The organism is Bradyrhizobium sp. SZCCHNR2028 (genome assembly GCF_032380995.1).
In the GTDB taxonomy this organism is placed as follows: domain Bacteria; phylum Pseudomonadota; class Alphaproteobacteria; order Rhizobiales; family Xanthobacteraceae; genus Bradyrhizobium.
The window spans coordinates 151,971-173,387 of record NZ_JAUHJF010000005.1 but is presented as its reverse complement, the minus strand read 5'-3'; the positions used below and the strand labels follow the sequence as shown (position 1 = coordinate 173,387).

Annotated in this window: 19 protein-coding genes; 5 read left to right on the top strand and 14 right to left on the bottom strand. The window is 65.2% G+C overall.

From position 1 onward, the window contains the following. Nucleotides 1–71: 71 nt before the first annotated feature. Nucleotides 72–662: a DUF4337 domain-containing protein gene (locus QX121_RS11065; protein WP_315740715.1), complete on the top strand. Its 591-nt coding sequence runs from the start codon at nucleotides 72–74 to the stop codon at nucleotides 660–662. Between the two features lie 41 nt (nucleotides 663–703). Here the strand turns inward: QX121_RS11065 and QX121_RS11060 are convergent, their stop codons facing one another. The 12 genes from QX121_RS11060 to QX121_RS11005 all read right to left on the bottom strand — a co-directional run bounded on the left by QX121_RS11060 (nucleotide 704) and on the right by QX121_RS11005 (nucleotide 14,537). After that, nucleotides 704–1,234 carry a hypothetical protein gene (locus QX121_RS11060; RefSeq protein ID WP_315740714.1) on the bottom strand — a complete coding sequence of 177 codons (531 nt, stop codon included), beginning with the start codon at nucleotides 1,232–1,234 and terminating at the stop codon, nucleotides 704–706. Nucleotides 1,235–1,363: 129 nt separating this feature from the next. Then, on the bottom strand, nucleotides 1,364–2,767 hold the full coding sequence (lpdA, locus tag QX121_RS11055; RefSeq protein WP_315757147.1) for a dihydrolipoyl dehydrogenase: 1,404 nt from the start codon (nucleotides 2,765–2,767) through the stop codon (nucleotides 1,364–1,366). A gap of 44 nt (nucleotides 2,768–2,811) precedes the next feature. Beyond that, complete coding sequence (locus QX121_RS11050) at nucleotides 2,812–3,558, bottom strand: SDR family oxidoreductase (RefSeq protein ID WP_315781637.1); 747 nt, start codon at nucleotides 3,556–3,558, stop codon at nucleotides 2,812–2,814. Between the two features lie 57 nt (nucleotides 3,559–3,615). Then, a complete protein-coding gene (locus QX121_RS11045) occupies nucleotides 3,616–3,840 on the bottom strand; it encodes a hypothetical protein (protein ID WP_315811920.1) in 225 nt (74 codons plus the stop codon). 12 nt (nucleotides 3,841–3,852) lie between these two features. Next, nucleotides 3,853–5,091 carry a 2-oxoglutarate dehydrogenase complex dihydrolipoyllysine-residue succinyltransferase gene (odhB, locus tag QX121_RS11040; protein WP_315781640.1) on the bottom strand — a complete coding sequence of 413 codons (1,239 nt, stop codon included), beginning with the start codon at nucleotides 5,089–5,091 and terminating at the stop codon, nucleotides 3,853–3,855. A 138-nt stretch (nucleotides 5,092–5,229) separates the two neighbouring features. After that, nucleotides 5,230–8,187, bottom strand: a complete 2,958-nt coding sequence (locus tag QX121_RS11035) for a 2-oxoglutarate dehydrogenase E1 component (protein ID WP_315740709.1) — start codon at nucleotides 8,185–8,187, stop codon at nucleotides 5,230–5,232. 139 nt (nucleotides 8,188–8,326) lie between these two features. Next, nucleotides 8,327–9,211, bottom strand: coding sequence for a succinate--CoA ligase subunit alpha (gene sucD, locus QX121_RS11030; protein ID WP_172184319.1), 885 nt, complete (start codon nucleotides 9,209–9,211; stop codon nucleotides 8,327–8,329). Between the two features lie 55 nt (nucleotides 9,212–9,266). After that, a complete protein-coding gene (gene sucC / locus QX121_RS11025) occupies nucleotides 9,267–10,463 on the bottom strand; it encodes an ADP-forming succinate--CoA ligase subunit beta (RefSeq protein ID WP_315777283.1) in 1,197 nt (398 codons plus the stop codon). A gap of 127 nt (nucleotides 10,464–10,590) precedes the next feature. Beyond that, on the bottom strand, nucleotides 10,591–11,559 hold the full coding sequence (gene mdh, locus QX121_RS11020) for a malate dehydrogenase (protein WP_009031546.1): 969 nt from the start codon (nucleotides 11,557–11,559) through the stop codon (nucleotides 10,591–10,593). A 226-nt stretch (nucleotides 11,560–11,785) separates the two neighbouring features. Beyond that, nucleotides 11,786–12,967: a cell division protein ZapE gene (gene zapE / locus QX121_RS11015; protein WP_315757141.1), complete on the bottom strand. Its 1,182-nt coding sequence runs from the start codon at nucleotides 12,965–12,967 to the stop codon at nucleotides 11,786–11,788. 192 nt (nucleotides 12,968–13,159) lie between these two features. Next, nucleotides 13,160–13,699 carry an RNA 2',3'-cyclic phosphodiesterase gene (gene thpR, locus QX121_RS11010; protein ID WP_315740705.1) on the bottom strand — a complete coding sequence of 180 codons (540 nt, stop codon included), beginning with the start codon at nucleotides 13,697–13,699 and terminating at the stop codon, nucleotides 13,160–13,162. Nucleotides 13,700–13,904: 205 nt separating this feature from the next. After that, nucleotides 13,905–14,537, bottom strand: a complete 633-nt coding sequence (locus QX121_RS11005) for an arylesterase (RefSeq protein WP_315777346.1) — start codon at nucleotides 14,535–14,537, stop codon at nucleotides 13,905–13,907. Between the two features lie 55 nt (nucleotides 14,538–14,592). Between QX121_RS11005 and QX121_RS11000 the strand changes: the two genes are divergently transcribed. From QX121_RS11000 to QX121_RS10985, 4 genes are all read left to right on the top strand, one after another. Continuing rightward, nucleotides 14,593–15,330, top strand: a complete 738-nt coding sequence (locus QX121_RS11000) for an ABC transporter ATP-binding protein (protein WP_315757140.1) — start codon at nucleotides 14,593–14,595, stop codon at nucleotides 15,328–15,330. Beyond that, entirely contained in the window at nucleotides 15,327–17,897 is a 2,571-nt protein-coding gene (locus tag QX121_RS10995; RefSeq protein ID WP_315811919.1) for an ABC transporter permease, read from the top strand. Before QX121_RS11000 ends, QX121_RS10995 begins: the two co-directional genes overlap by 4 nt. A 264-nt stretch (nucleotides 17,898–18,161) precedes the next feature. Continuing rightward, complete coding sequence (locus QX121_RS10990) at nucleotides 18,162–18,953, top strand: Bax inhibitor-1/YccA family protein (protein ID WP_315740702.1); 792 nt, start codon at nucleotides 18,162–18,164, stop codon at nucleotides 18,951–18,953. Nucleotides 18,954–19,105: 152 nt separating this feature from the next. Further along, nucleotides 19,106–19,633, top strand: a complete 528-nt coding sequence (locus QX121_RS10985) for a GNAT family N-acetyltransferase (RefSeq protein WP_315740701.1) — start codon at nucleotides 19,106–19,108, stop codon at nucleotides 19,631–19,633. 43 nt (nucleotides 19,634–19,676) lie between these two features. Here QX121_RS10985 and QX121_RS10980 read toward each other — a convergent pair whose 3' ends face one another. Continuing rightward, nucleotides 19,677–20,042: a DUF2794 domain-containing protein gene (locus QX121_RS10980; protein WP_315757137.1), complete on the bottom strand. Its 366-nt coding sequence runs from the start codon at nucleotides 20,040–20,042 to the stop codon at nucleotides 19,677–19,679. Between the two features lie 425 nt (nucleotides 20,043–20,467). After that, nucleotides 20,468–21,250 (bottom strand): DUF1223 domain-containing protein, encoded by a 783-nt coding sequence (locus QX121_RS10975; RefSeq protein ID WP_315777347.1) that lies wholly within the window; start codon nucleotides 21,248–21,250, stop codon nucleotides 20,468–20,470. Nucleotides 21,251–21,417 lie beyond the last annotated feature (167 nt).

Genomic DNA, 21,417 nt, shown 5'->3' with positions numbered 1-21,417 from the left:
CATATCGTTTCGCTTGCGCTGTCCCCCCGGTTCCGGCAATCGTCTTGGCTGCTTGATCCGGAGGGGAACAGATGAGCGCACATGAGAGCATGGAGCATGCGGAGCATGCCGAGCATGCGTCCGGCGAAAACAAGAAGATCGCGCTGCTGATCGCCGTCATAGCCCTGTTCCTGGCGCTCTCGGAGACGCTCGGCAAGGGCGCGCAGACCGAATCGATCAGCAAGAACGTCGAGGCCTCGAACCTCTGGGCCTTCTTCCAGGCCAAGACCGTTCGCCGCACCGTGGTGCAGACCGCCGCCGAGCAGGGCAAGCTGAGCTTGCCGGCGCTGCCTGACGAGGCAGCGAAGGCGGCGTTGCAGAAGCAGATCGACGATTGGCAGAAGAATGCCGCGCGCTATCGCTCGGAGCCGGAGACCGGCGAAGGCAGCGAGCAGCTGGCCGAACGCGCCAAGCATGCCGAGCACGAGCGCGACCTCGCCACCGCAAAGTACCACCACTATGAGCTCGCGTCGGCCGCCTTCCAGATCGGCATCGTGCTGGCGTCAGCGACGATCATCACGGGCATGCTCGTGCTGGCCTGGGCGTCCGGAGGGCTCGCGCTGATCGGTATTGCCATGACGTTGCTCGGCCTGTTCCAGCCGCATCTCTTGCATCTGCACTGAGGTCAGCGACAGCAACTGGCTTTGCGACGTGGGGACCACCGCTACCGCGCCTGCTGCACGCTCCTGCGGAAGCGCATGATCACGCGCAGCACGCGCGATGACCAGCCATCGGCATTGCCGCGGATGATCTCGCGGATGCGCTGCTTGATCGGATCGACCAGCGCCGCGGCTTTCCTGCGCAGCGCGAGCACGGCCTCGTAGAGCCACGCGAACCAGGACATCTGCAGCAGCTTGCTGCGCGTCACATCGAAGATGAAGGCGGTGACGCCGACGCCGACGATCTTGCCGAACACGATCGTGGCCAGCGCAAACTTCCACTGCTGGTGCATCAGCAGCCACATGCCGATCAGCTTGAGCGGAAACAGCAGCACGACCGGCACGACGAAGACGATCAGGGTCAGCGCCGGCGACAGCGTCTCAATGCGCCCGGCCAGCCAGTGCTTGAAGCTACGCAGCGGTATCGCGGCGACGATGCGCGCCACGATCGGCTCGAGATGGTCCCACAGCCAAGCCTCGATCAGGAAGATGATCGCAAGCAAAACCCAGAACGGCTGAAGCAGGCGGCGCAGCATCGGACTCCATCTCCGCCAGGCCCCGCGGGTTGAGGCCGCTATGACGATACGACCTCGCGCCTTGCCGTTCGGTTCAGCGTCACCAGCGGGCGTTTTGTCGCACCCACCGAAGACGTCTCCGGGCGTCCATCACATATGGATGGCCCGCTTGCCCACCGCAAGCGCGGCTTCCTTGACGGCCTCCGACCGCGTCGGATGCGCGTGGCAGGTGCGCGCGAGATCCTCGGCAGAGCCACCGAACTCCATCAATACGGCGGCCTCGTGAATGATTTCCCCGGCCTCGCGGCCGATGATATGGGCGCCGAGCACGCGATCCGTCTTCGCATCCGCAAGGATCTTCACGAAGCCGTCAGTGGTCTGATTGACCTTGGAGCGACCGTTCGCGGTAAACGGAAACTTGCCGACGGTATAGGCGACGCCCGCCTGCTTCAGCTCGTCCTCGGTCTTGCCGACGGACGCGACTTCCGGCGTCGTGTAAACGACGCCGGGAATGACGTCGTAGTTCACATGGCCGGCCTGTCCGGCGATGATCTCGGCGACCGCAACACCCTCGTCCTCGGCCTTGTGCGCGAGCATGGGCCCGGCGACGACGTCGCCGATGGCATAGACGCCCGGCACGCTGGTCGCGAAATGGTGATCGATCTGGACGCGGCCGCGATTGTCGAGCACCACGCCGGCCTCCTGCAGGCCAAGACCGTCGGTGTAGGGCACGCGCCCGATCGCCACCAGCACGACATCGGCTTCGATCTTTTCAGCCGCTCCGCCCGCGGCGGGCTCGATGGTCGCCGAGAGCGTAGCCCCGGACGTATCGACGCCGGTCACCTTGGCGCCGAGCTTGAACGCAAAGCCCTGCTTCTCGAGAATGCGCTGAAACTGTTTCGCGATCTCGCCATCCATGCCGGGCAGGATGCGGTCGAGGAATTCGACCACGGTGACCTTGGCGCCGAGGCGGCGCCACACCGAGCCGAGCTCGAGCCCGATCACGCCGGCGCCGACCACCAGCAGCCTCGAAGGCACTTTCTCCAGCGACAGCGCGCCGGTCGACGAGACGATGCGCTTTTCGTCGATCTCGATGCCCTTCAGGCGCGCAATGTCCGAGCCGGTCGCGATCACGATGTTCTTGGTCTCGACGGTCTGCACCGCGCCGTCATTGCCGGTCACCTGCAGCTTGCCGGTGCCGAGGATCTTGCCCTTGCCCACGAGCACGTCGATCTTGTTCTTCTTCATCAGGAACTCGACGCCCTTGACGTTGCCGTCGATGCCCTGCTGCTTGAAGTTCATCATCGCCGGCAGATCGAGCTCGGGCTGCGACACCTTGACGCCCATCTTGGCGAAGGAGTGCCCGGCCTCCTCGAACAGCTCGGAGGCATGCAGCAGCGCCTTCGAGGGCATGCAGCCGACGTTGAGGCAGGTGCCGCCGAGGGTCGCGTTCTTCTCGACCACGGCCACCTTCATGCCGAGCTGCGCCGCGCGGATGGCGCAGACATACCCACCGGGTCCGGTGCCGATGACGACGAGATCGTAAGATGCCATGATCGAATGTTCCGTAAGCTTGCAGTCAAAGATGACGACGGTCGTCAGCGTCCGCCCGACACGTCGAGAATGGCCGAAGTGACATAGGAGGCCTCGTCCGACAGCAGCCAGACGATGGCATTGGCGATTTCCTCCGCGGTGCCAACGCGCTTCATCGGCACCATGGGGGCAAGGCGGTGGGCGCGATCGGGCTCGCCGCCGGAGGCATGGATCTCGGTGTCGATCAGGCCCGGGCGGATCGCCGCGACGCGGATGCCTTCGTTCGCGACCTCGTGACCGAGGCCGACGGTGAAGGAATCGATCGCGCCTTTCGAGGCGGCGTAGTCGACATAGGTGTTGGGCGAGCCGAGCCTGGCCGCGACCGAGGACAAATTGATGATGACGCCGCCCTGACCACCATGCCGCGTCGACATCCGCTTCACGGCCTCACGTGCGCACAGGATGCTGCCGGTGACGTTGACCGCCATCAACCGCTCGATGCGCTCCGCGCTCATCTCGTCGACGCGCGTGGTGGGGCCGACGATGCCAGCGTTGTTGATGAGAGCGCCGAGGGTGCCGAACTTGTCGGCCGCCTTGAACAGAGCGAGGATGTCGTGCTCGCTGCCGACGTCGCATTTGACCGCGATGGCCTTGCCGTTCTTGGCCTCGATCGCGGCCACCGTGCTCTGCGCCGCCGCCTCGTTGGAGGCGTAGCCGACCACGATCTTGAAGCCGCGCGATGCGGCCGCAATGGCGGTGGCGCGGCCGATGCCGCGGCTACCGCCGGTGATTACTGCAACCCTGTCGGTCATGAGGAGCCCCGCTGAGTGCGCCAAGTGGACTGCTTGCGCGGGCCACTTGGCCGATTCCTACTGTGACTTGGCTTCAAGTTCTGCAAGGCGATCGAAAACAGCCTTGTCGGTCAGACTCACTAGATAAAGCAGGATGAAGGGCGTCACGAAGGGTATGAGGCTCAAAGCGGCGAAGCCGAGACCCCTGCCCTTTCTCCGAGCGATCGGAATGGTGAAAACAAAGAAGATCACCGTCGTAAGGAGAAACGGCATCAACGACAGCACCAGTGACGGCTCCTCCATCGTCGCCTCCGCTCAGAGATCCAGCACAAGCCGCGCCGGATCTTCCAGGCTCTCCTTGACGCGCACCAGGAAGGTCACCGCCTCCTTGCCGTCGATGACGCGGTGATCGTAGGACAGCGCGAGATACATCATCGGGCGGACCTCGATCTTGCCGGCAACCACGACGGGGCGCTCCTGGATCTTGTGCATGCCGAGGATGCCGGACTGCGGCGCGTTCAGGATCGGGGTCGACATCAGCGAGCCGTAGATGCCGCCATTGGTGATCGTGAAGGTGCCGCCCTGCATCTCGTCGATCTTGAGCTGGCCGTCACGGGCGCGGCGGCCGAAATCGGCGATGCCCTTCTCGATGTCGGCGATCGACTTGTGGTCACAGTCGCGCACGACCGGCACGACCAGGCCCTTGTCGGTGCCGACGGCGACGCCGATGTGATAGTAGTTCTTGTAGATCAGGTCCGAGCCGTCGATCTCGGCGTTGACCGCCGGAATGTCCTTCAGCGCCTGCACCACCGCCTTGGTGAAGAAGCCCATGAAGCCGAGCTTCGAGCCGTGCTTCTTCTCGAACACGTCCTTGTACTGGCTGCGAAGCGCCATCACGTTGGTCATGTCGACCTCGTTGAAGGTCGTGAGCATGGCCGCGGTGTTCTGGACGTCCTTGAGGCGGCGCGCGATGGTCTGGCGCAGCCGGGTCATCTTCACGCGCTCCTCGCGCGCCGCATCGTCAGCGGGCGACGGCGCACGCACCTGCACGGCGGCGGCCGGCTGATTGACCGGAGTCGGCGCCGATGCGGCGCGCTCGATCGCGGCCAGCATGTCGCCCTTGGTGACGCGGCCGTCCTTGCCCGAGCCGGGCACGGTGGTGGCATCGACGCCGCTCTCGGCCGAGAGCTTGCGCACCGACGGGGCTTGCGGCGTATCGGCGGGCAGCGCCTTGGCCGGCGCAGGTGCCGCAGCCGGCGGCGCGGAGGCAGCGGGCTTTGCCGAAGCCGGAGCAGCAGCGGCCGGCTTGGCAGCCGCGGCGCCATCGGTGATCTGGCCGAGCAGCGCGCCGACGGCGACCGTCTCACCATCCTTGGCGATGATCTCGCCCAAGGTGCCGGCCGACGGCGCGGGCACCTCGATCGTGACCTTGTCGGTCTCGAGCTCGACGAGGGGCTCGTCGACGGCAACCGCGTCGCCAGCCTTCTTGAACCAGCGGCCGATGGTGGCTTCGGTGACGGATTCACCCAGCGTCGGAACGCGAATTTCAGTCATGGTCTTTTATCCTCAATAACCCGTGCGGCCATAAAGTCCGTCCGCCATCGCCTTGCGGCGAGCAAGCGATGCGGGACGGACGATCAACGCGATGTACTTGCGCCCCGCATGGCTTGCGGGGCGCCTCTATAGGCAGGTTCAGTTCAGGGCTTCGTCGAGCAGCGCCTTCAGTTGCGCAAGATGCTTCGACATCAGGCCCGTGGCGGTGGCCGCCGACGCGGCGCGGCCGGCATAGCGCGGACGCTTGCTCTTGCCGCCGGTCTGGTTCAGCACCCATTCGATGTAGGGCTCGATGAAGTGCCAGGCGCCCATGTTGCGGGGCTCTTCCTGACACCACACCACTTCGGCGTTCTTGAAGCGGCTGAGCTCGGCGACCAGCGCCTTGAGCGGCACCGGGTAAAGCTGCTCGACGCGCATCAGATAGACGTCGTTGAGCCCGCGCTTCTCGCGCTCGTCGTACAGGTCGTAATAGACCTTGCCCGAGCACAGCACGATGCGGCGGATCTGATCGTCCGGCACCAGCTTGGTCTTGTCGTCCGCCTGCATCTGGGCGTCATCGTACAGGATGCGGTGGAAGGTCGTTCCCTTGGCCAGCTCCTCGAGCCGCGACACCGCGCGCTTGTGGCGCAGCAGCGACTTCGGCGTCATCACGATCAGCGGCTTGCGGATCTCGCGATGCAGCTGCCGACGCATGACATGGAAGTAGTTCGCCGGCGTGGTCGGATAGACCACCTGCATGTTGTCCTCGGCGCACATCTGCAGATAGCGTTCGAGGCGGGCCGACGAATGCTCGGGGCCCTGGCCCTCATAGCCATGCGGCAGCAGGCAGACGAGGCCGGACATGCGCAGCCATTTGCGCTCACCCGACGAGATGAACTGGTCGAACAGCACCTGGGCGCCGTTGGCGAAATCGCCGAACTGCGCCTCCCACAGCGTCAGCGCAGTGGGCTCGGCAAGCGAGTAGCCGTATTCGAAGCCGAGCACGGCTTCTTCCGAGAGCAGCGAGTTGATGACCTCGAAATGGCCCTGCTCCGGCGCCAGATGGTTGAACGGCGTGTAGCGGCTCTCGTCCTCCTGGTCGATCAAGACCGAGTGACGTTGCGAGAAGGTGCCGCGTTCGCTGTCCTGGCCGGACAGACGAACCTTGTGGCCTTCCAGGAGCAGCGAGCAGAACGCCAGCGCCTCGCCGGTCGCCCAGTCGATCCCGATGCCGCTGTCGATCGCCTTGGCGCGGTTCTCGAGGAAGCGCTGGATCGTGCGGTGCAGGCGGAAGCCGTCCGGCACCTTGGTGATCTTGCGGCCGATCTCCTTGAGACGGTCGAGCTCGACGCCGGTCACGCCGCGGCGCGCTTCTTCTTCCTGGTCGGCAGACTTGAACCCTGCCCACTTGCCGTCGAGCCAGTCGGCCTTGTTGGGACGATAGGAGGTGCCGGCCTCGAACTCGGCGTCGAGACGGGCGCGCCAGTCGGCCTTGGCCTTGTCGACCTCGCCCTCGGTCATGACGCCTTCGGCGACCAGGCGCTTGGAGTAGATCTCCAGGGTCGACGGATGACCGGCGATCTTCTTGTACATCACCGGCTGGGTGAAAGCCGGCTCGTCACCTTCGTTGTGGCCATGCCTGCGGTAGCAGAACATGTCGATGACGACCGGCTTGTGGAACTTCTGCCGGAACTCGGTCGCGACCTTGGCCGCGAACACGACCGCCTCCGGATCGTCGCCGTTCACATGGAAGATCGGCGCGTCGATCATCTTGGCGACGTCGGACGGATAGGGCGACGAGCGCGAATAGCGCGGATAGGTCGTGAAGCCGATCTGGTTGTTGACGATGAAATGAATCGAGCCACCGGTCCGGTAGCCCTTCAGATCCGACAGCGCGAAGCACTCCGCCACCACGCCCTGGCCGGCGAACGCCGCGTCGCCATGCATCAGCAGCGGCAGCACCGAGATGCGCATGTCCGGCGGATCGCCGTGCTGATCCTGCTTGGCGCGGACCTTGCCGAGCACCACGGGGTCGACGATCTCAAGATGCGACGGGTTGGCAGTCAGCGACAGATGGATCCGGTTGCCGTCGAACTCGCGGTCCGAGGAGGCGCCGAGGTGGTACTTGACGTCGCCGGAGCCTTCGACCGCGTCGGGATTGGCCGAGCCACCCTTGAACTCGTGGAACAACGCCCGGTGCGCCTTGCCCATGACCTGGGTCAGCACGTTCAGGCGGCCGCGATGCGGCATGCCGAGCACGATCTCCTTCACGCCGAGATTGCCGCCGCGCTTGATGATCTGCTCCAGCGCCGGGATCAGCGACTCGCCGCCGTCGAGACCGAAGCGCTTGGTGCCGGTGAACTTGACGTCGCAGAACTTCTCGAAGCCTTCGGATTCGATCAGCTTCTGCAGGATGGCGCGACGGCCCTCGCGGGTGAACGAGATCTCCTTGTCCGGCCCCTCGATGCGCTCCTGGATCCAGGCCTTCTGCGCCGCGTTCGTGATGTGCATGAACTCGACGCCGAGCGTCTGGCAGTAGGTGCGCTCGCAGATCGCGACGATCTCGCGCAGGGAGCCGTATTCGAGGCCCAGCACGTGATCGAGGAAGATCTTGCGGTCGAAATCGGCCTCGGTGAAGCCGTAGGAGCGCGGGTCGAGCTCCTCGCGGTTGCGCGGCGCCTCGATGCCGAGCGGATCGAGCTTGGCGTGGAAGTGGCCGCGCATGCGGTAGGCGCGGATCAGCATCAACGCGCGGACGGAGTCGCGGGTGGCCTGGTTGACGTCGGCCAGCGACAGTTCGACGCCCTTGGTCTGCGCCTTGGCCGCGATCTTCTCGCCGACCTTCTTCTCGACCACCGCCCAGTTGCCGTCGAGCGCCGAGGTCAGCTCGTCGCGCGGGGCCACCGGCCAGTTGCTGCGCGCCCAGGAGGGACCCGACGCATTCTTCTGCACGTCGGTCGGCGCATCCTTCAGGCTTTTAAAGAACTCCTGCCACTCCGGATCGACCGAGGCGGGATCCTTCTCGTAGCGGGCGTAGATCTCATCGATGTAGGTGGCATTGGTGCCCTGCAGAAAAGACGACAGGGCGAAGGCGGCGTTCGCGTCTTGGCGAGACATGGTGGCGTCCTGGTAATTTCGATGCGCCCAATCAAAACGGCGCAATGCCTGACCCGCTGACAAAGCGGATCAGGCTCCGGTTAGGACCGTCTACCTTATTTATTGTAAATATTCGCGCCGAAAAGCACTAAGTCCTGAATCAGGATTTCAACTTTTCGACAAGCGTCTTGCCGAGCCGTGCGGGCGACGGAGACACTGTAATACCAGCAGCTTCCATCGCGGCCGTCTTCGAGCCGGCATCGCCCTTGCCGCCCGAGATGATCGCGCCGGCATGACCCATGCGACGGCCGGGAGGGGCGGTGACACCGGCAATGAATCCCACCATCGGTTTCTTGCGGCCGCGCTTGGCTTCGTCCTTGATGAACTGCGCCGCGTCCTCCTCGGCCGAGCCGCCGATCTCACCGATCATGATGATCGAGGTCGTCTTCGGGTCAGCCAGGAACATCTCCAGCATGTCGATGAACTCGGTGCCCTTGACCGGGTCGCCGCCGATGCCGACCGCGGTGGTCTGGCCGAGACCTTCCGACGTGGTCTGGAACACCGCCTCATAGGTCAGCGTGCCCGAACGCGACACGATGCCGACCGAACCCGGCTTGAAGATGTTGGCCGGCATGATGCCGATCTTGCACTCGCCGGCGGTCATGACGCCCGGGCAGTTCGGCCCGATCAGGCGCGACTTGGAACCCTGCAGCGAGCGCTTCACCCGGACCATGTCGAGCACCGGGATGCCTTCGGTGATGCAGACGATCAGCGGGACCTCGGCGTCGATGGCTTCGCAGATCGCGTCGGCGGCGCCCGGCGGCGGCACGTAGATCACCGACGCGTCGGCGCCGGTGGCCTCGCGGGCCTCCTTGACGGTGTCGAACACCGGCAGGCCGAGATGGGTCGAGCCGCCTTTGCCCGGCGAGGTACCGCCGACCATCTTGGTGCCATAGGCGATCGCCGCCTCGGAGTGGAAGGTGCCGTTCTTGCCAGTGAAGCCCTGGCAGATGACCTTGGTGTTCTTGTCGATGAGGATGGACATCGTGCTTTCTCTAAAAGCGTTGCGGTGAGGAATGAGCGAGCGCCTGGACCGGCGCTCAGCCTCCCTTGACGGCCTTGACGATCTTCTGCGCGGCGTCGTCGAGATTGTCGGCGGGCAGCACGTTCAGACCGGACTCGCTGATGATCTTCTTGCCGAGATCGACATTGGTGCCTTCGAGGCGCACCACCAGCGGCACCTTCAGACCCACTTCCTTGACCGCGGCCACCACGCCCTCGGCGATGACATCGCACTTCATGATGCCGCCGAAGATGTTGACCAGGATGCCCTTCACGTTCGGGTCGGCGGTGATGATCTTGAACGCCGCCGCGACCTTCTCCTTGCTGGCGCCGCCGCCGACGTCGAGGAAGTTGGCGGGCTCCATGCCGTAGAGCTTGATGATGTCCATCGTCGCCATGGCGAGGCCGGCGCCGTTGACCATGCAGCCGATGGTGCCGTCGAGCGCGACGTAGTTGAGGTCGTACTTCGAGGCCTCGATCTCCTTGGCGTCCTCCTCGGTCTCGTCGCGCAGCGCGACGACCTCGGGATGCTTGAACAGCGCGTTGGAGTCGAACGACACCTTGGCATCGAGCACGCGGAGCTGGCCCTGCTTGGTGACGACCAGCGGGTTGATCTCGAGCATCGCCATGTCCTTGGCGACGAACGCATTGTAGAGCTGGGTGGTGAGCTTCTCGGCCTGCTTGGCGAGATCGCCCGTCAGCTTCAGCGCCTTGGCGACAGCGCGGCCATGATGGCCCATGACGCCGGTGGCCGGGTCGACCGAGAAGGTGATGATCTTCTCAGGCGTGCTGTGCGCCACGTCCTCGATGTTCACGCCGCCTTCGGTCGACACGACGAAGGCGACCTTCGAGGTCTCGCGGTCGACCAGCAGCGACAGATAGAACTCCTTGTCGATATCCGAGCCGTCCTCGATGTAGAGGCGATTGACCTGCTTGCCGTCGGGGCCGGTCTGCACCGTCACCAGCGTCGCGCCCAGCATCTGCTTGGCGAAAGTGTTGACCTCGTCGATCGACTTGGCGAGGCGGACGCCGCCCTTGTCGCCGGCCGAGGCCTCCTTGAACTTGCCCTTGCCACGGCCACCGGCGTGGATCTGGCTCTTCACGACCCAGACCGGGCCGCCGAGCGTCTTCGCCGCCGCATCCGCGTCCTCCGGACGGAGAACTGGCACGCCCTTGGAAATCGGCACGCCGAACTCGTGCAGCAGTGCCTTGGCCTGATATTCGTGAATGTTCATAAGCGCTTGCTCCCCGAACCCGCGATGGGGTGACGACCAGAATTGTTGTTAGGATGTCTGGTATACCATATACCAAACATCCTGCAACTCGATGTGGGCGAGATTACGCCCCGTGAATGACCCCTGATCAGCGGCCGAGCAGGTCGGGCGCGATCTTCTTGCAGGCGTCGACGAGGCCCTGCACGGCGGCGACCGACTTGTCGAACGCCTCGCGGTCCTTGCCCGCGAGCTCGATCTCGACGATGCGCTCGACACCCTTGGAGCCGATCACGACGGGCACGCCGACATACATGTCCTTGACGCCGAACTCGCCGTTGAGATGCGCCGCGCAGGGCAGCACGCGCTTCTTGTCGCGCAGATAGCTCTCGGCCATCGCGATCGCCGACGCCGCCGGCGCGTAATAGGCCGAGCCGGTCTTCAGCAGATTGACGATCTCGGCGCCGCCGTTGCGGGTGCGATCGACGATCTCGTCGATGCGGGCCTGCGACGTCCAGCCCATCTTGACCAGGTCGGGCAGCGGAATGCCGGCAACGGTCGAGTACTTGGTCAGCGGCACCATGGTGTCGCCATGACCGCCGAGCACGAAGGCGGTGACGTCCTCGACCGAGACGTTGAACTCATCGGCCAGGAAGTAGCGGAAACGCGCCGAGTCGAGCACGCCGGCCATGCCAACGACCTTCTTGGCCGGGAGACCGGAGGCCTTCTGCAGCGCCCAGACCATCGCGTCGAGCGGGTTGGTGATGCAGATGACGAAGGCGTCCGGGGCGTACTTCTTGATGCCGGCGCCGACCTGCTCCATCACCTTGAGGTTGATCGACAGCAGATCGTCGCGGCTCATGCCGGGCTTGCGCGGCACGCCGGCGGTAACGATGCACACCTTGGCGTTGTCGAGCGCCTCATAGGAGTTGGCGCCGGTGTAGTGCGCGTCGAAGCCGTCGACCGGCGACGACTGGGCGATGTCGAGCGCCTTGCCCTGCGGAACGCCTTCGGCAATGTCGAACATCACGACGTCGCCGAGCTCCTTGAGGCCAACGAGGTGAGCCAGCGTTCCGCCGATCTGACCGGAGCCAATCAAAGCAATCTTGTCGCGCGCCATGGCAAATTTTCCTTTGAACCCGAAGGAGTGAGGGAGGTTGAAAAGTCGAGTGGTGGTTATCCCTTTCGCCCGGGCCGTTCAAGTCACGCTATGGCCAATTGGCGGGCGTGCCTTGATTTCGATCAGGACCGGGCGACGGGCGCTGATGATCCTTTCAGCATGATTGACGTGGCCTTTTCGCGGCTGCGTGCCCGGCGGCAGGCGCTCGCCAAAGCTCCGGTGGTTGTCAGGTTTCGACCAACCCCGTGGAAGTCCCAGATGCCGCCGAGTCCTTCCGCCCGTGCGGCAGGGCCAGATAGGAGTCCGAGCCCATCTCGATCAGGCGCGAGGTGGTCCGCTTGAACTCCATGGCCTCCACGCCCTCGGTCGCGATGTAGAGCGAAACCGGGTCAGCCTCGGCGGAGGCGATCAGCTTCACGGCGTTGTCGTAGAGCGTATCGATCAGGGTGATGAAGCGCTTGGCGGCATTGCGCTCGGCCAGATCCATGACCGGAACATGATCGATCAGGATCGTATGATAGTCGTGCGCGAGCCGCAGATAGTCCGAGGCTGCCAGCGGCTTTCCGCACAGATCGGCAAAGCCGAAGCGGGCGACGCCGTTGGCGGAGCACGGGACATGCAGGATGCGCCCCTTGATCGTCATGTCGCGCGGCTTGCACTTGGCATGCCCCGTGAGCCGCGCCCAGGCCTTGTCGAGCGCCGCCCGCGCGTCGACATCGGCCGGCACCAGCCACATCTTCACGCCGGCCAGCTTCTCCAGCCGGAAATCGGTGCGCGCGTCCAGCCGCATTACGTCCATGTGGTCGGCGATCTGCTTGATGAAAGGCAGGAACAGCGAGCGGTTGAGGCCGCCTTTGTAGAGGTCTTCAGGCGCGACGTTGGAGGTCGCCACCACCACCGTGCCGAGCTCGAACAGCCTGGCGAACAGACGGCCCAGGATCATCGCGTCGGCGATGTCGGTGACATGGAATTCGTCGAAACAGAGCAGCCAGGCCTGGTCGAAGATCGCCTGCGCCGTGAGCCCGATCACATCGGCATCGGCGAGCTCGCCGCGCGCGATGTTCTGGCGGTAGCCGTAGATGCGCTCATGCACCTCGGCCATGAATTCGTGGAAATGCGCGCGGCGCTTGAGCTCAACCGGACAGTTCTGGAAGAACAGGTCCATCAGCATGGTCTTGCCGCGGCCGACCTCGCCATGGACATAGAGGCCATTCGGCGGCTCGCTCTTGTCGGCAAAAAGGCGACCGAACAAGCCTTGCTTGCGCGAGGGCTTGTAGGTGGAGAGCCGGCGCTCCAGCGCCGCCAGCGCGTCGGCGACCTCGGCCTGGGCGGGGTCGGGCTCGATCGCACCAGTATCGACCAAAGACTGATATTGCGCGCGGAACGCGTCTGAGGGAGTGGACAGCATGAGTCCACTCTAGGTCACGAGACTTACGTAAAATGCAATCCGCAAATGGTGGAAGCCGCCATGCGTCGGAGCCGTGATGTCTTGGTATATGGCACGCAAACGCCGCCGTGATCGTTAGCCCGGGGCTAACGACGCTCGTCTTCGCTCTTGGCCTCAGCAAACGGCCGGCTTGAAACGACCGCGCTGCAGACCTCATCCCGGGGAGAGATCGTAGGCGTCCTCGACCACATAGGGCCCGCCGCCGGTCGAGGCACGCGACGAGAACAGCACGAAGCGCTCGGCCATGAACACGCGGCTCGGGAAGTAGCCGCGGACGGAGAGATAGTCGGCGACGTCCTGGCTCGACGCATCGTGCAGTCGCGCCAGCGTGACGTGCGGCACGAATTTGCGTCCCTCGGGATCGAGCCCGATCCGCTGCATGAGCCGCTCCAGCTCGGCCTGCAGCTCGATCAGCGGCCGGCTCGGCGCGATGTTGGCAACGACGGCGCGCGGCTTGCGGCCGCCGAAGCTGGAGAGACCTTGCACCGTCACTTCGAACGGCTTGCGGTTCACCCGCCAGAGCATCGAGGCGATCTCGTTGGCGGAGGCGCCGTCGATGTCACCGATGAAACGCAACGTCACATGGTAATTTTCGGGATCGATCCAGCGGGCGCCGGGGAGGCCACCCCGCAAACCGGAAAGCGTGTGGCCAACCTCGGCCGGGATTTCCAGTCCAGTAAACAGACGCGGCATCGTTTCAGGACTCCCGATGCTGGAGGCTGATCTCGAAAATTGACGAGATCATGCCTTCGAGAAATGATCGACGACGAATCGCCAATGCATAATTCCTACCGAACTTATATGACTCCGCGACGGAAGGTGGGTTAACGCCGGTAAAAGCTGCGGAAAACCCGGCCCTTAAGGCTATCGCAAATGATCGGCGCAGGGCTTCGTTCTGTCATTGCCCACGAAGCGGACGCAGGAATGCTTCCGCCGTAGGCAACAGCCTGGACACGATGATGTCGACGCCCGCTGCGGTGGGGTGAATGCCGTCCGCCTGGTTCAGCTTGGGGTCGGCGGCGACACCGTCGAGCAAGAATGGATACAGCGGCACGCCGAATTCCTTGGCGAGCTCGGGATAGATCGCGTTGAATTTCGCGGCATAGTCGCTGCCGTAGTTCGGCGGCGCCAGCATGCCGCAGAGCATGACGGCGATGCCCCTGGCTTTCAGCCGGGTCACGATCTCGCTCAAAGCCTTGCGCGTCACGGCGGGATCGATGCCGCGCAGCGCGTCATTGGCGCCGAGCTCGACGATGACCGCTTCGGTCCCCTCCGGCACCGACCAGTCGAGCCGGTCGCGGCCGCCGGACGAGGTGTCCCCGGATACGCCGGCATTGGTGAGGTCGATCGGCAGCCCCTGGGCCTGCAAGGCCTTCTGCAGCTTGGCTGGAAACGCATCTGAAGCGGACAGGCCGAGTCCCGCGCTCAAGGAATCGCCGAGAACGACCAGCTTGATCGGCTTGACGGCCTCGGCAGCGGCGAACGCGGACCCGACTGTCATCAAGGCGAGCATCAACACGAGTATGTGCACGAAGATGTGTCCGCGCCTCTCGACCCGGCTTGCGGAGTTGCCATATGACCGAGCCATGGACAGTCTCATCGAAACCTCGCGTTTGGCCGGCCTCGCGCCGGACACCATTACCATCTCGAACGTCAACCTCTCGCTCGGCACCGGCGCGGCGCGGGTCCATATCCTCAAGGACGTCAGCCTGCGGGTCGGACAGGGCGAGACGATCGGTCTGATCGGACCGTCGGGCTCTGGCAAGTCCACATTGCTGATGGTGATGGCGGGGTTGGAACGTCCTGACAGCGGTGAGGTGGTGGTCAACGGGACCGCTTTCAATGTCTTGGACGAGGACGCCCTGGCCCGGTTCCGCGGCCGCCAGGTCGGCATTGTCTTCCAGTCCTTTCATTTGATCCCGACCATGACGGCGCTGGAGAACGTCGCGGTGCCGCTCGAGCTGGCCGGCCACGCCGGCGCCGCCGAGCGCGCGGCCCGCGAGCTCGACTCGGTCGGGCTGGGCCACCGGCTGCATCACTATCCGACCCAGCTGTCGGGTGGCGAGCAGCAGCGCGTGGCGCTGGCCCGCGCCCTCGCTCCCGATCCTGCAATTCTCGTGGCCGACGAGCCGACCGGCAATCTCGACGAGACCACCGGACGGCAGATCGTCGATCTGTTGTTCACCAAGCACGCCGAGCGCGGCATGACCTTGGTGCTGGTGACCCACGACAGCAGCCTCGCGCACCGGTGCGACCGCGTCGTGCGGCTGCGCTCGGGGCGGATCGAAAGCGAGAGCGACGCCCGCGAGCCGGCTGACGCATGAGCGCCATGTCAGAACCGGTCGCGAGCGGCCGGATCGCCCTCCTGCCCGTTCGTTACGCGTTGCGCGAGCTGCGCGGCGGCTTGCGCGGCTTCTATGTCTTCATCGCCTGCATCGCGCTCGGCGTCCTCGCCATCGCTGGCGTCGGCTCGGTGGCGGCGAGCCTCAATGACGGCCTGGCTCGCGAAGGACGCACGCTGCTCGGCGGCGACGTTGCCTTTTCGCTGTTTCAGCGCGAGGCCAAGCCGGAGGAGATCGACTTCCTGCGCTCGCGTGGACAGCTGTCGCTGGCGGCAACCCTGCGCGCGATGGTGCGCTCCAGCGACGCCAAGCTGGCCCTGGTCGAGCTGAAGGCCGTCGACGACGCCTATCCGCTGCTCGGCAAGGCCGAGCTCCAGCCCGATCTGCCGATGGCCGACATCCTGGCCGAGCGCGACGGCGTCTACGGAGCTGCAGCCGATCCGGCGCTGCTGGCCCGGCTCGACCTGAAGGTCGACGACATCGTCACGATCGACACGGTCCGCTTCCAGATTCGCAGCGTGCTGCAGGCCGAGCCCGACAAATTGTCCGGCGGCATCGGCCTCGGGCCGCGCTTCCTGATCAGCGAGGCGGGTCTGCGGGCGACGCCGCTGCTGCAGCCGGGCAGTCTCGTGCGCTGGACCTACCGGGTCAGGCTGCCCGACAATGCCAAGGACGATCACGCCGCGGCGTCCTTCATCGCCGATACCCGCCTGACACTGCCGTCGGCCGGATGGGAGATCCGCAGCCGCAGCAACGCCTCGCCGCAACTCGAGCGGACCATCGGCCGCTTCACCCAGTTCCTGACCCTGGTCGGTCTCGCCGCCCTGCTGGTCGGCGGCGTCGGTGTCGCCAATGCGGTCAAGAGCCATGTCGACCGCCGCACCGAGGTGATCGCGGCGTTCAAGGCGCTCGGCGCCACCAGCCGCGACGTGTTCGGCATCTACCTCGTGCAGGTGATGGTGCTCGCCACGATTGGTTCGATCATCGGACTCTGCACCGGCGCGGCCCTGCCGTTTGCCATCGTCGGGCTGTTCGGCAACATCCTGCCGCTGCCCGTGATCCCGGCTATTCATCCGGACGAGCTGGCGCTGTCCTTCGTCTATGGCCTGCTCACCGCGCTCGCGTTCGGTCTGTGGCCGCTCGGGCGCGTGCGTGACGTGCCGGTGGCGGCGTTGTTCCGCGAGGCGGTCATCGCCGAATGGCACCGGCCGCGCTGGAGCTATCTGGTGCTGATCGCGGGCACGGTCGCGCTGCTGATCGCGGTGGTGATCGGCCTGTCCTACGACAAGCGCATCGCCGCGGTGTTCGTCGTCGCCGCCGCGCTGGTGTTCGTGCTGTTGCGCGGCATTGCCGCCGCGGTGATGGCGATTGCGCGCGCCCTGCCGCGCAGCCGCTTCCCGATGCTGCGGCTGGCGGTCAGCAATATCTATCGCCCAGGCGCGCTGACACCGTCCGTAGTGCTGTCGCTCGGGCTGGGGCTCGCCGTGCTGGTCACCATCACCCAGATCGACGGCAATCTGCGACGCCAGTTCCTGGCACAGCTGCCGGAGCAGGCGCCGTCGTTTTTCTTCATCGACGTCCCCTCGGGCGAGGCCGACCGCTTCCGCGGCTTCCTCAGGGACCTCGCCCCTCAATCGGCAGTCGAAGACGTGCCGATGCTGCGCGGGCGCATCGTCTCCGCCCGCGGCGTGCGCGCCGAGGACCTCAAGGCGACGACGGACACCGAATGGGTGCTGCAGAGCGACCGCGGCCTGACCTATACCGCCGAGATTCCCAAGGGATCCAAGGTCGTCGAGGGCGCGTGGTGGGGCGAGAACTACAGCGGCCCGCCGCTGGTTTCGATCGAGAAGCGGATCGCCGACGGTCTCGGCCTCAAGCTTGGCGACGACATCGTGGTCAACGTGCTCGGACGCGACATCACGGCGCGGATCGGCAACATGCGCACCATCGACTGGCAGGGGCTCGGCATCAATTTCGTGCTGGTGTTCTCCCCGAATGCCTTCAAGGGCGCGCCCCACACCCATGTCGCCACCCTGACCGAGGCGCGCTCCGATGCCGTCGAGGATGCGCGCGTCATCCGCAAGGTGGCCGACGCCTTCCCGATGGTGACCAGCGTGCGGGTCCGCGAGGTGATGGAGACGGTCGGCTCGGTCGTCTCCAACCTTGCGCTCGCCATCCGCGGCGCCAGCGCGGTGACGCTGATCTCGGCCATCCTGGTGCTGGGCGGCGCGCTGGCCGCCGGCCACCGCCACCGGGTCTACGATGCCGTGATCCTGAAGACGCTGGGCGCCACCAGGCTGCGGTTGCTCGGCGCCTACGCACTGGAATATCTGATGATCGGCTTCGCCACCGCCGCCTTCGGCGTCGTCGCGGGGTCGGTCGCCGCGTGGCTGATCGTGACCCGGCTGATGACCTTGAGCTTCGCCTGGCAGGCGGGCAGCGCCGCGCTGGTCGTCCTGACCGCGCTGATCGTGACGGTCGGCCTCGGTCTGGCCGGCACCCTCCTTGCGCTCAACCAGAAGCCGGCGACGGTCCTTCGGAATCTCTAGCGGCTTGCGCGCTCATGCCGCACGGTTAACGCGATTTATACGGCTGGGACGCGCGCGGAGCGACATTCAGCCGCGCGTGGACGCTTGCGGCGGATATGCTAGTTTCCCATCTAGGGAATGGGCTCAGAGACCTGCCAAAAGATGGCGATTTTGCCGATGACGCAAATTTAATATCTGTGGCAGTGGGTATGAGATAGGGTTTTTCGAGAACCGGCTAAAGGTCCTGCCAGGACCGGACTGCCGGGCAACCAACGGGAATCGACCATGTCGGACCTAGACCGCAATTATGCTTCACCCTTTGGCCGGGTGGCCGGGCGCGCCGATGCCGCGACCGTCGACGCCGGTCTGCGCGCCTACATGCTGCGCATCTACAATTACATGAGCATCGGCCTGGCCATCACCGGCCTCGCGGCGCTGGGCGTCTACATGGCGTCGGTGACCGGCGATCCGGCTGCCGGCGTATTCAAGTTCGGCAACGCGTACCTGACGCAGTTCGGCTACGCGATGTTCGTGAGCCCGCTGAAGTGGCTGTTCATCCTGGCCCCCCTGGTCATGGTGTTCGCGATCTCGGCCGGCATCAATCGCCTGGCGCCGTCGACCGCGCAGATCCTGTTCTGGGTGTTCTCGGCCTTGATGGGCATCTCGCTGTCGTCGATCTTCCTGGTGTACACTCACACCTCGATCGTGCGGGTGTTCTTCATCACCGCGGCGACGTTCGGCGCGCTCAGCCTGTACGGCTACACGACCAAGCGTGACATGACCGGCATGGGCTCGTTCCTGTTCATGGGCCTGGTCGGCATCGTGCTGGCGAGCCTCGTGAACCTGTTCCTGGCGAGCTCGATGCTGCAGTTCATCGTCTCGGTGATCGGCGTGTTCGTGTTCGCCGGCCTGACCGCCTGGGATACGCAGCGCCTGAAGAACGAGTACATCTACGGCTACGCTTCCGCGGGCGGCGACATTGCCGAGCGCGCAGCGATCACCGGCGCCCTGTCGCTGTACCTGAACTTCATCAACCTGTTCACGCTGCTGCTGCAGCTGCTCGGACAGCGCGACTGAGCCAGCGGCTCACACGAGCGACCTTCGAAGCCCCGGCCTCACCGCCGGGGCTTTTCGTTTGCGCAAGCCAATTGCGACCGCGGCGCGGGCGCGACGGCAGCCATGCCGCGAGGCCGGATTGATCGCCGCGTCCGCTTTGGTATGTTTCCACCATGTCCGACATTGAGATCCGGCCCACCCGGGAGGCCGACCTTCCCACCATCACCGCCATCTACGGCCAGGCCGTCCGCGAGGGCACGGCCACCTTCGAGCTCGACCCTCCGGATCTGACGGAAATGACGCGCCGCTTCCGGGCGCTCACCGACGACGGCTTTCCCTATTTCGCCGCCCTGCTGGACGGAGAGGTGGTTGGCTATGCCTATGCGGGGCCTTACCGGCCTCGCCCGGCCTATCGCTTCACGGTGGAGAACTCGATCTATCTCGCCCCCGCCAGCCAGCGTCGTGGCATCGGAATGCGACTGATGCGGCGGCTGATCGACGCCTGTGAGGAGGGAGGCTTTCGCCAGATGATCGCCGTCATCGGCGACTCCGCCAATGCCGGCTCGGTCCGGCTGCATACCGCCTGCGGCTTCCAGATGATCGGCACCCACCCGAGCGTCGGCCTGAAATTCGGCCGCTGGCTCGATACTGTGATGATGCAGCGCCCGCTCGGGGCCGGGAGCAGCGACGTCCCGGCGTAAGCAACGCCAGTCGGAATGTCATGATCAGCCGGAGCGCGTGGGATCAGACCAGCGCCGGCTTCGGCGCGATCACCAGCAGCACGCGCTCGAGCTCATGACCGCGGCGCAGGATCAGGCCGGTGGCCGAGATCACGCTGTACATGCCCTGCTTGCGCGCCAGCCGCGGGTCCTTCTCGATGCGGTAGATCGGCACCTCGGACGCCCGGCGAAACACGGAGAAGACGGCCCGGTCACGCAGGAAGTCGATCGAATAGTCGCGCCACTCACCGTCGGCGACCATGCGGCCGTAGAGGTTGAGGATACGATTCAGCTCAAGGCGATCGAACGTCACCCGGTTGGGCGCTGCGGCCGCGTTGCGCGCCGCCGCGCGGTTCTCGCTGGGGTCTGCATCCTCCGGCGTGAGGTTCATGAGCGTCCTCCTGTCATCTGTGTGACATGATCGCGCCATCCGCCGGAAGCCGCAAGGGGCCGTTTTCATTGTTGAAGTTCGGCCGCGCATGCCAACCGCGCGAACTCCGCGAACACGCAAGCGTCACGGGATCGTTAGCAGAATCATAATCGCGCCGTCTTTCCGCCCACCGACCGCCCCCGACCTTAGGCATAAGATTCGTGTGCGTTGGCCCGGTCCTTTCGGTTCCGGATTCCTCAGCCCCCAGCCCCCCGGGGTCGTCAGGATCGGGTCCATTCACAAGTAAGGCAAAGGGCCAACGCAAGTTGGTCCTTTTGCTTTTTTTGGCGTGAGCTGCACGGAACATGTTATGGCGCGCCTCCGTCCCATGGACGTGACGGGCCTTACCGCAGATCAAGGGAAACGAAGATCAGGACGACCGAAGATCAGCGCTCGGGAGCACGCGCCGTTGCTGAAGCCCGTCCGACCAATGGCAACTCGGAAAAGGCCGCCCCGAGCATCGCGCCGGGGCGGTCGCGACTGCCGTCCTGCACATAGACGACGGTGCCATCGACGCCCTCGCGGGCGATCTTCTCCAGCGGCACGCTCCATCTGACCGGCGACCCATTCCAGTCACCCAGCTTCTGAAGACCGCGAACGACGTTGTAATAGGTCAGATCACGGCCGCTGTTCTCGCCGCGGCCGACCGAGATGGGGACCACCCGCGAGATCGAGCAGACCCAGACCTCGCCGTGCTTGCGCGGCATCTGGTCGTTGGCCGCGGCCACGGAGACAGTGAGGTCCTGGCCGTCGACCGACAGCCTCACCGGCACCGACATCACGCTGCCACCCTGGACGGTCTCCTCGATGGCGCCTTCGATCGCCTCGCGGTCGCTGCCGATCACATGCACGGAGCCGTTGACCACCGCCTGCGGCGTATAGACTTCGCGATCGCCACGCGCCCTGGAATAGGCCCGCTGCCGGGCCGTGAAGCGGGAGTCGGCCAGCGTGTCCTTCCAGCCCAGGTAGTCCCAGTAGTCGATCGGCAGGGACAGCGCGATGACCGAGGGATCTCTGGCGAGCTCGCCGAGGATCTTGTCGGCCGGCGGGCAGGATGAACAGCCCTGGGACGTGAAGAGTTCGATCACCGCACGCGGATCGGACGCGGCCGGCCGGACGAAAGCGATGACCGCACAGACACTCAGCGCCGCGCGCGACCACCACGACATCTGTCCACTCATCGTCACTGTCCTGTCTGGAACATGGTCCGCTGCGCCCTGCCGCGTCAATGATCTGCGAAGCCGCCCTCGTAGTTAATAGAATGCAAACGAAAAGGAGGCGGCCTTTGTCATAGGCCGCCTCCTTCATCACCCGCTACTCACTTCAGAGTGAGCCA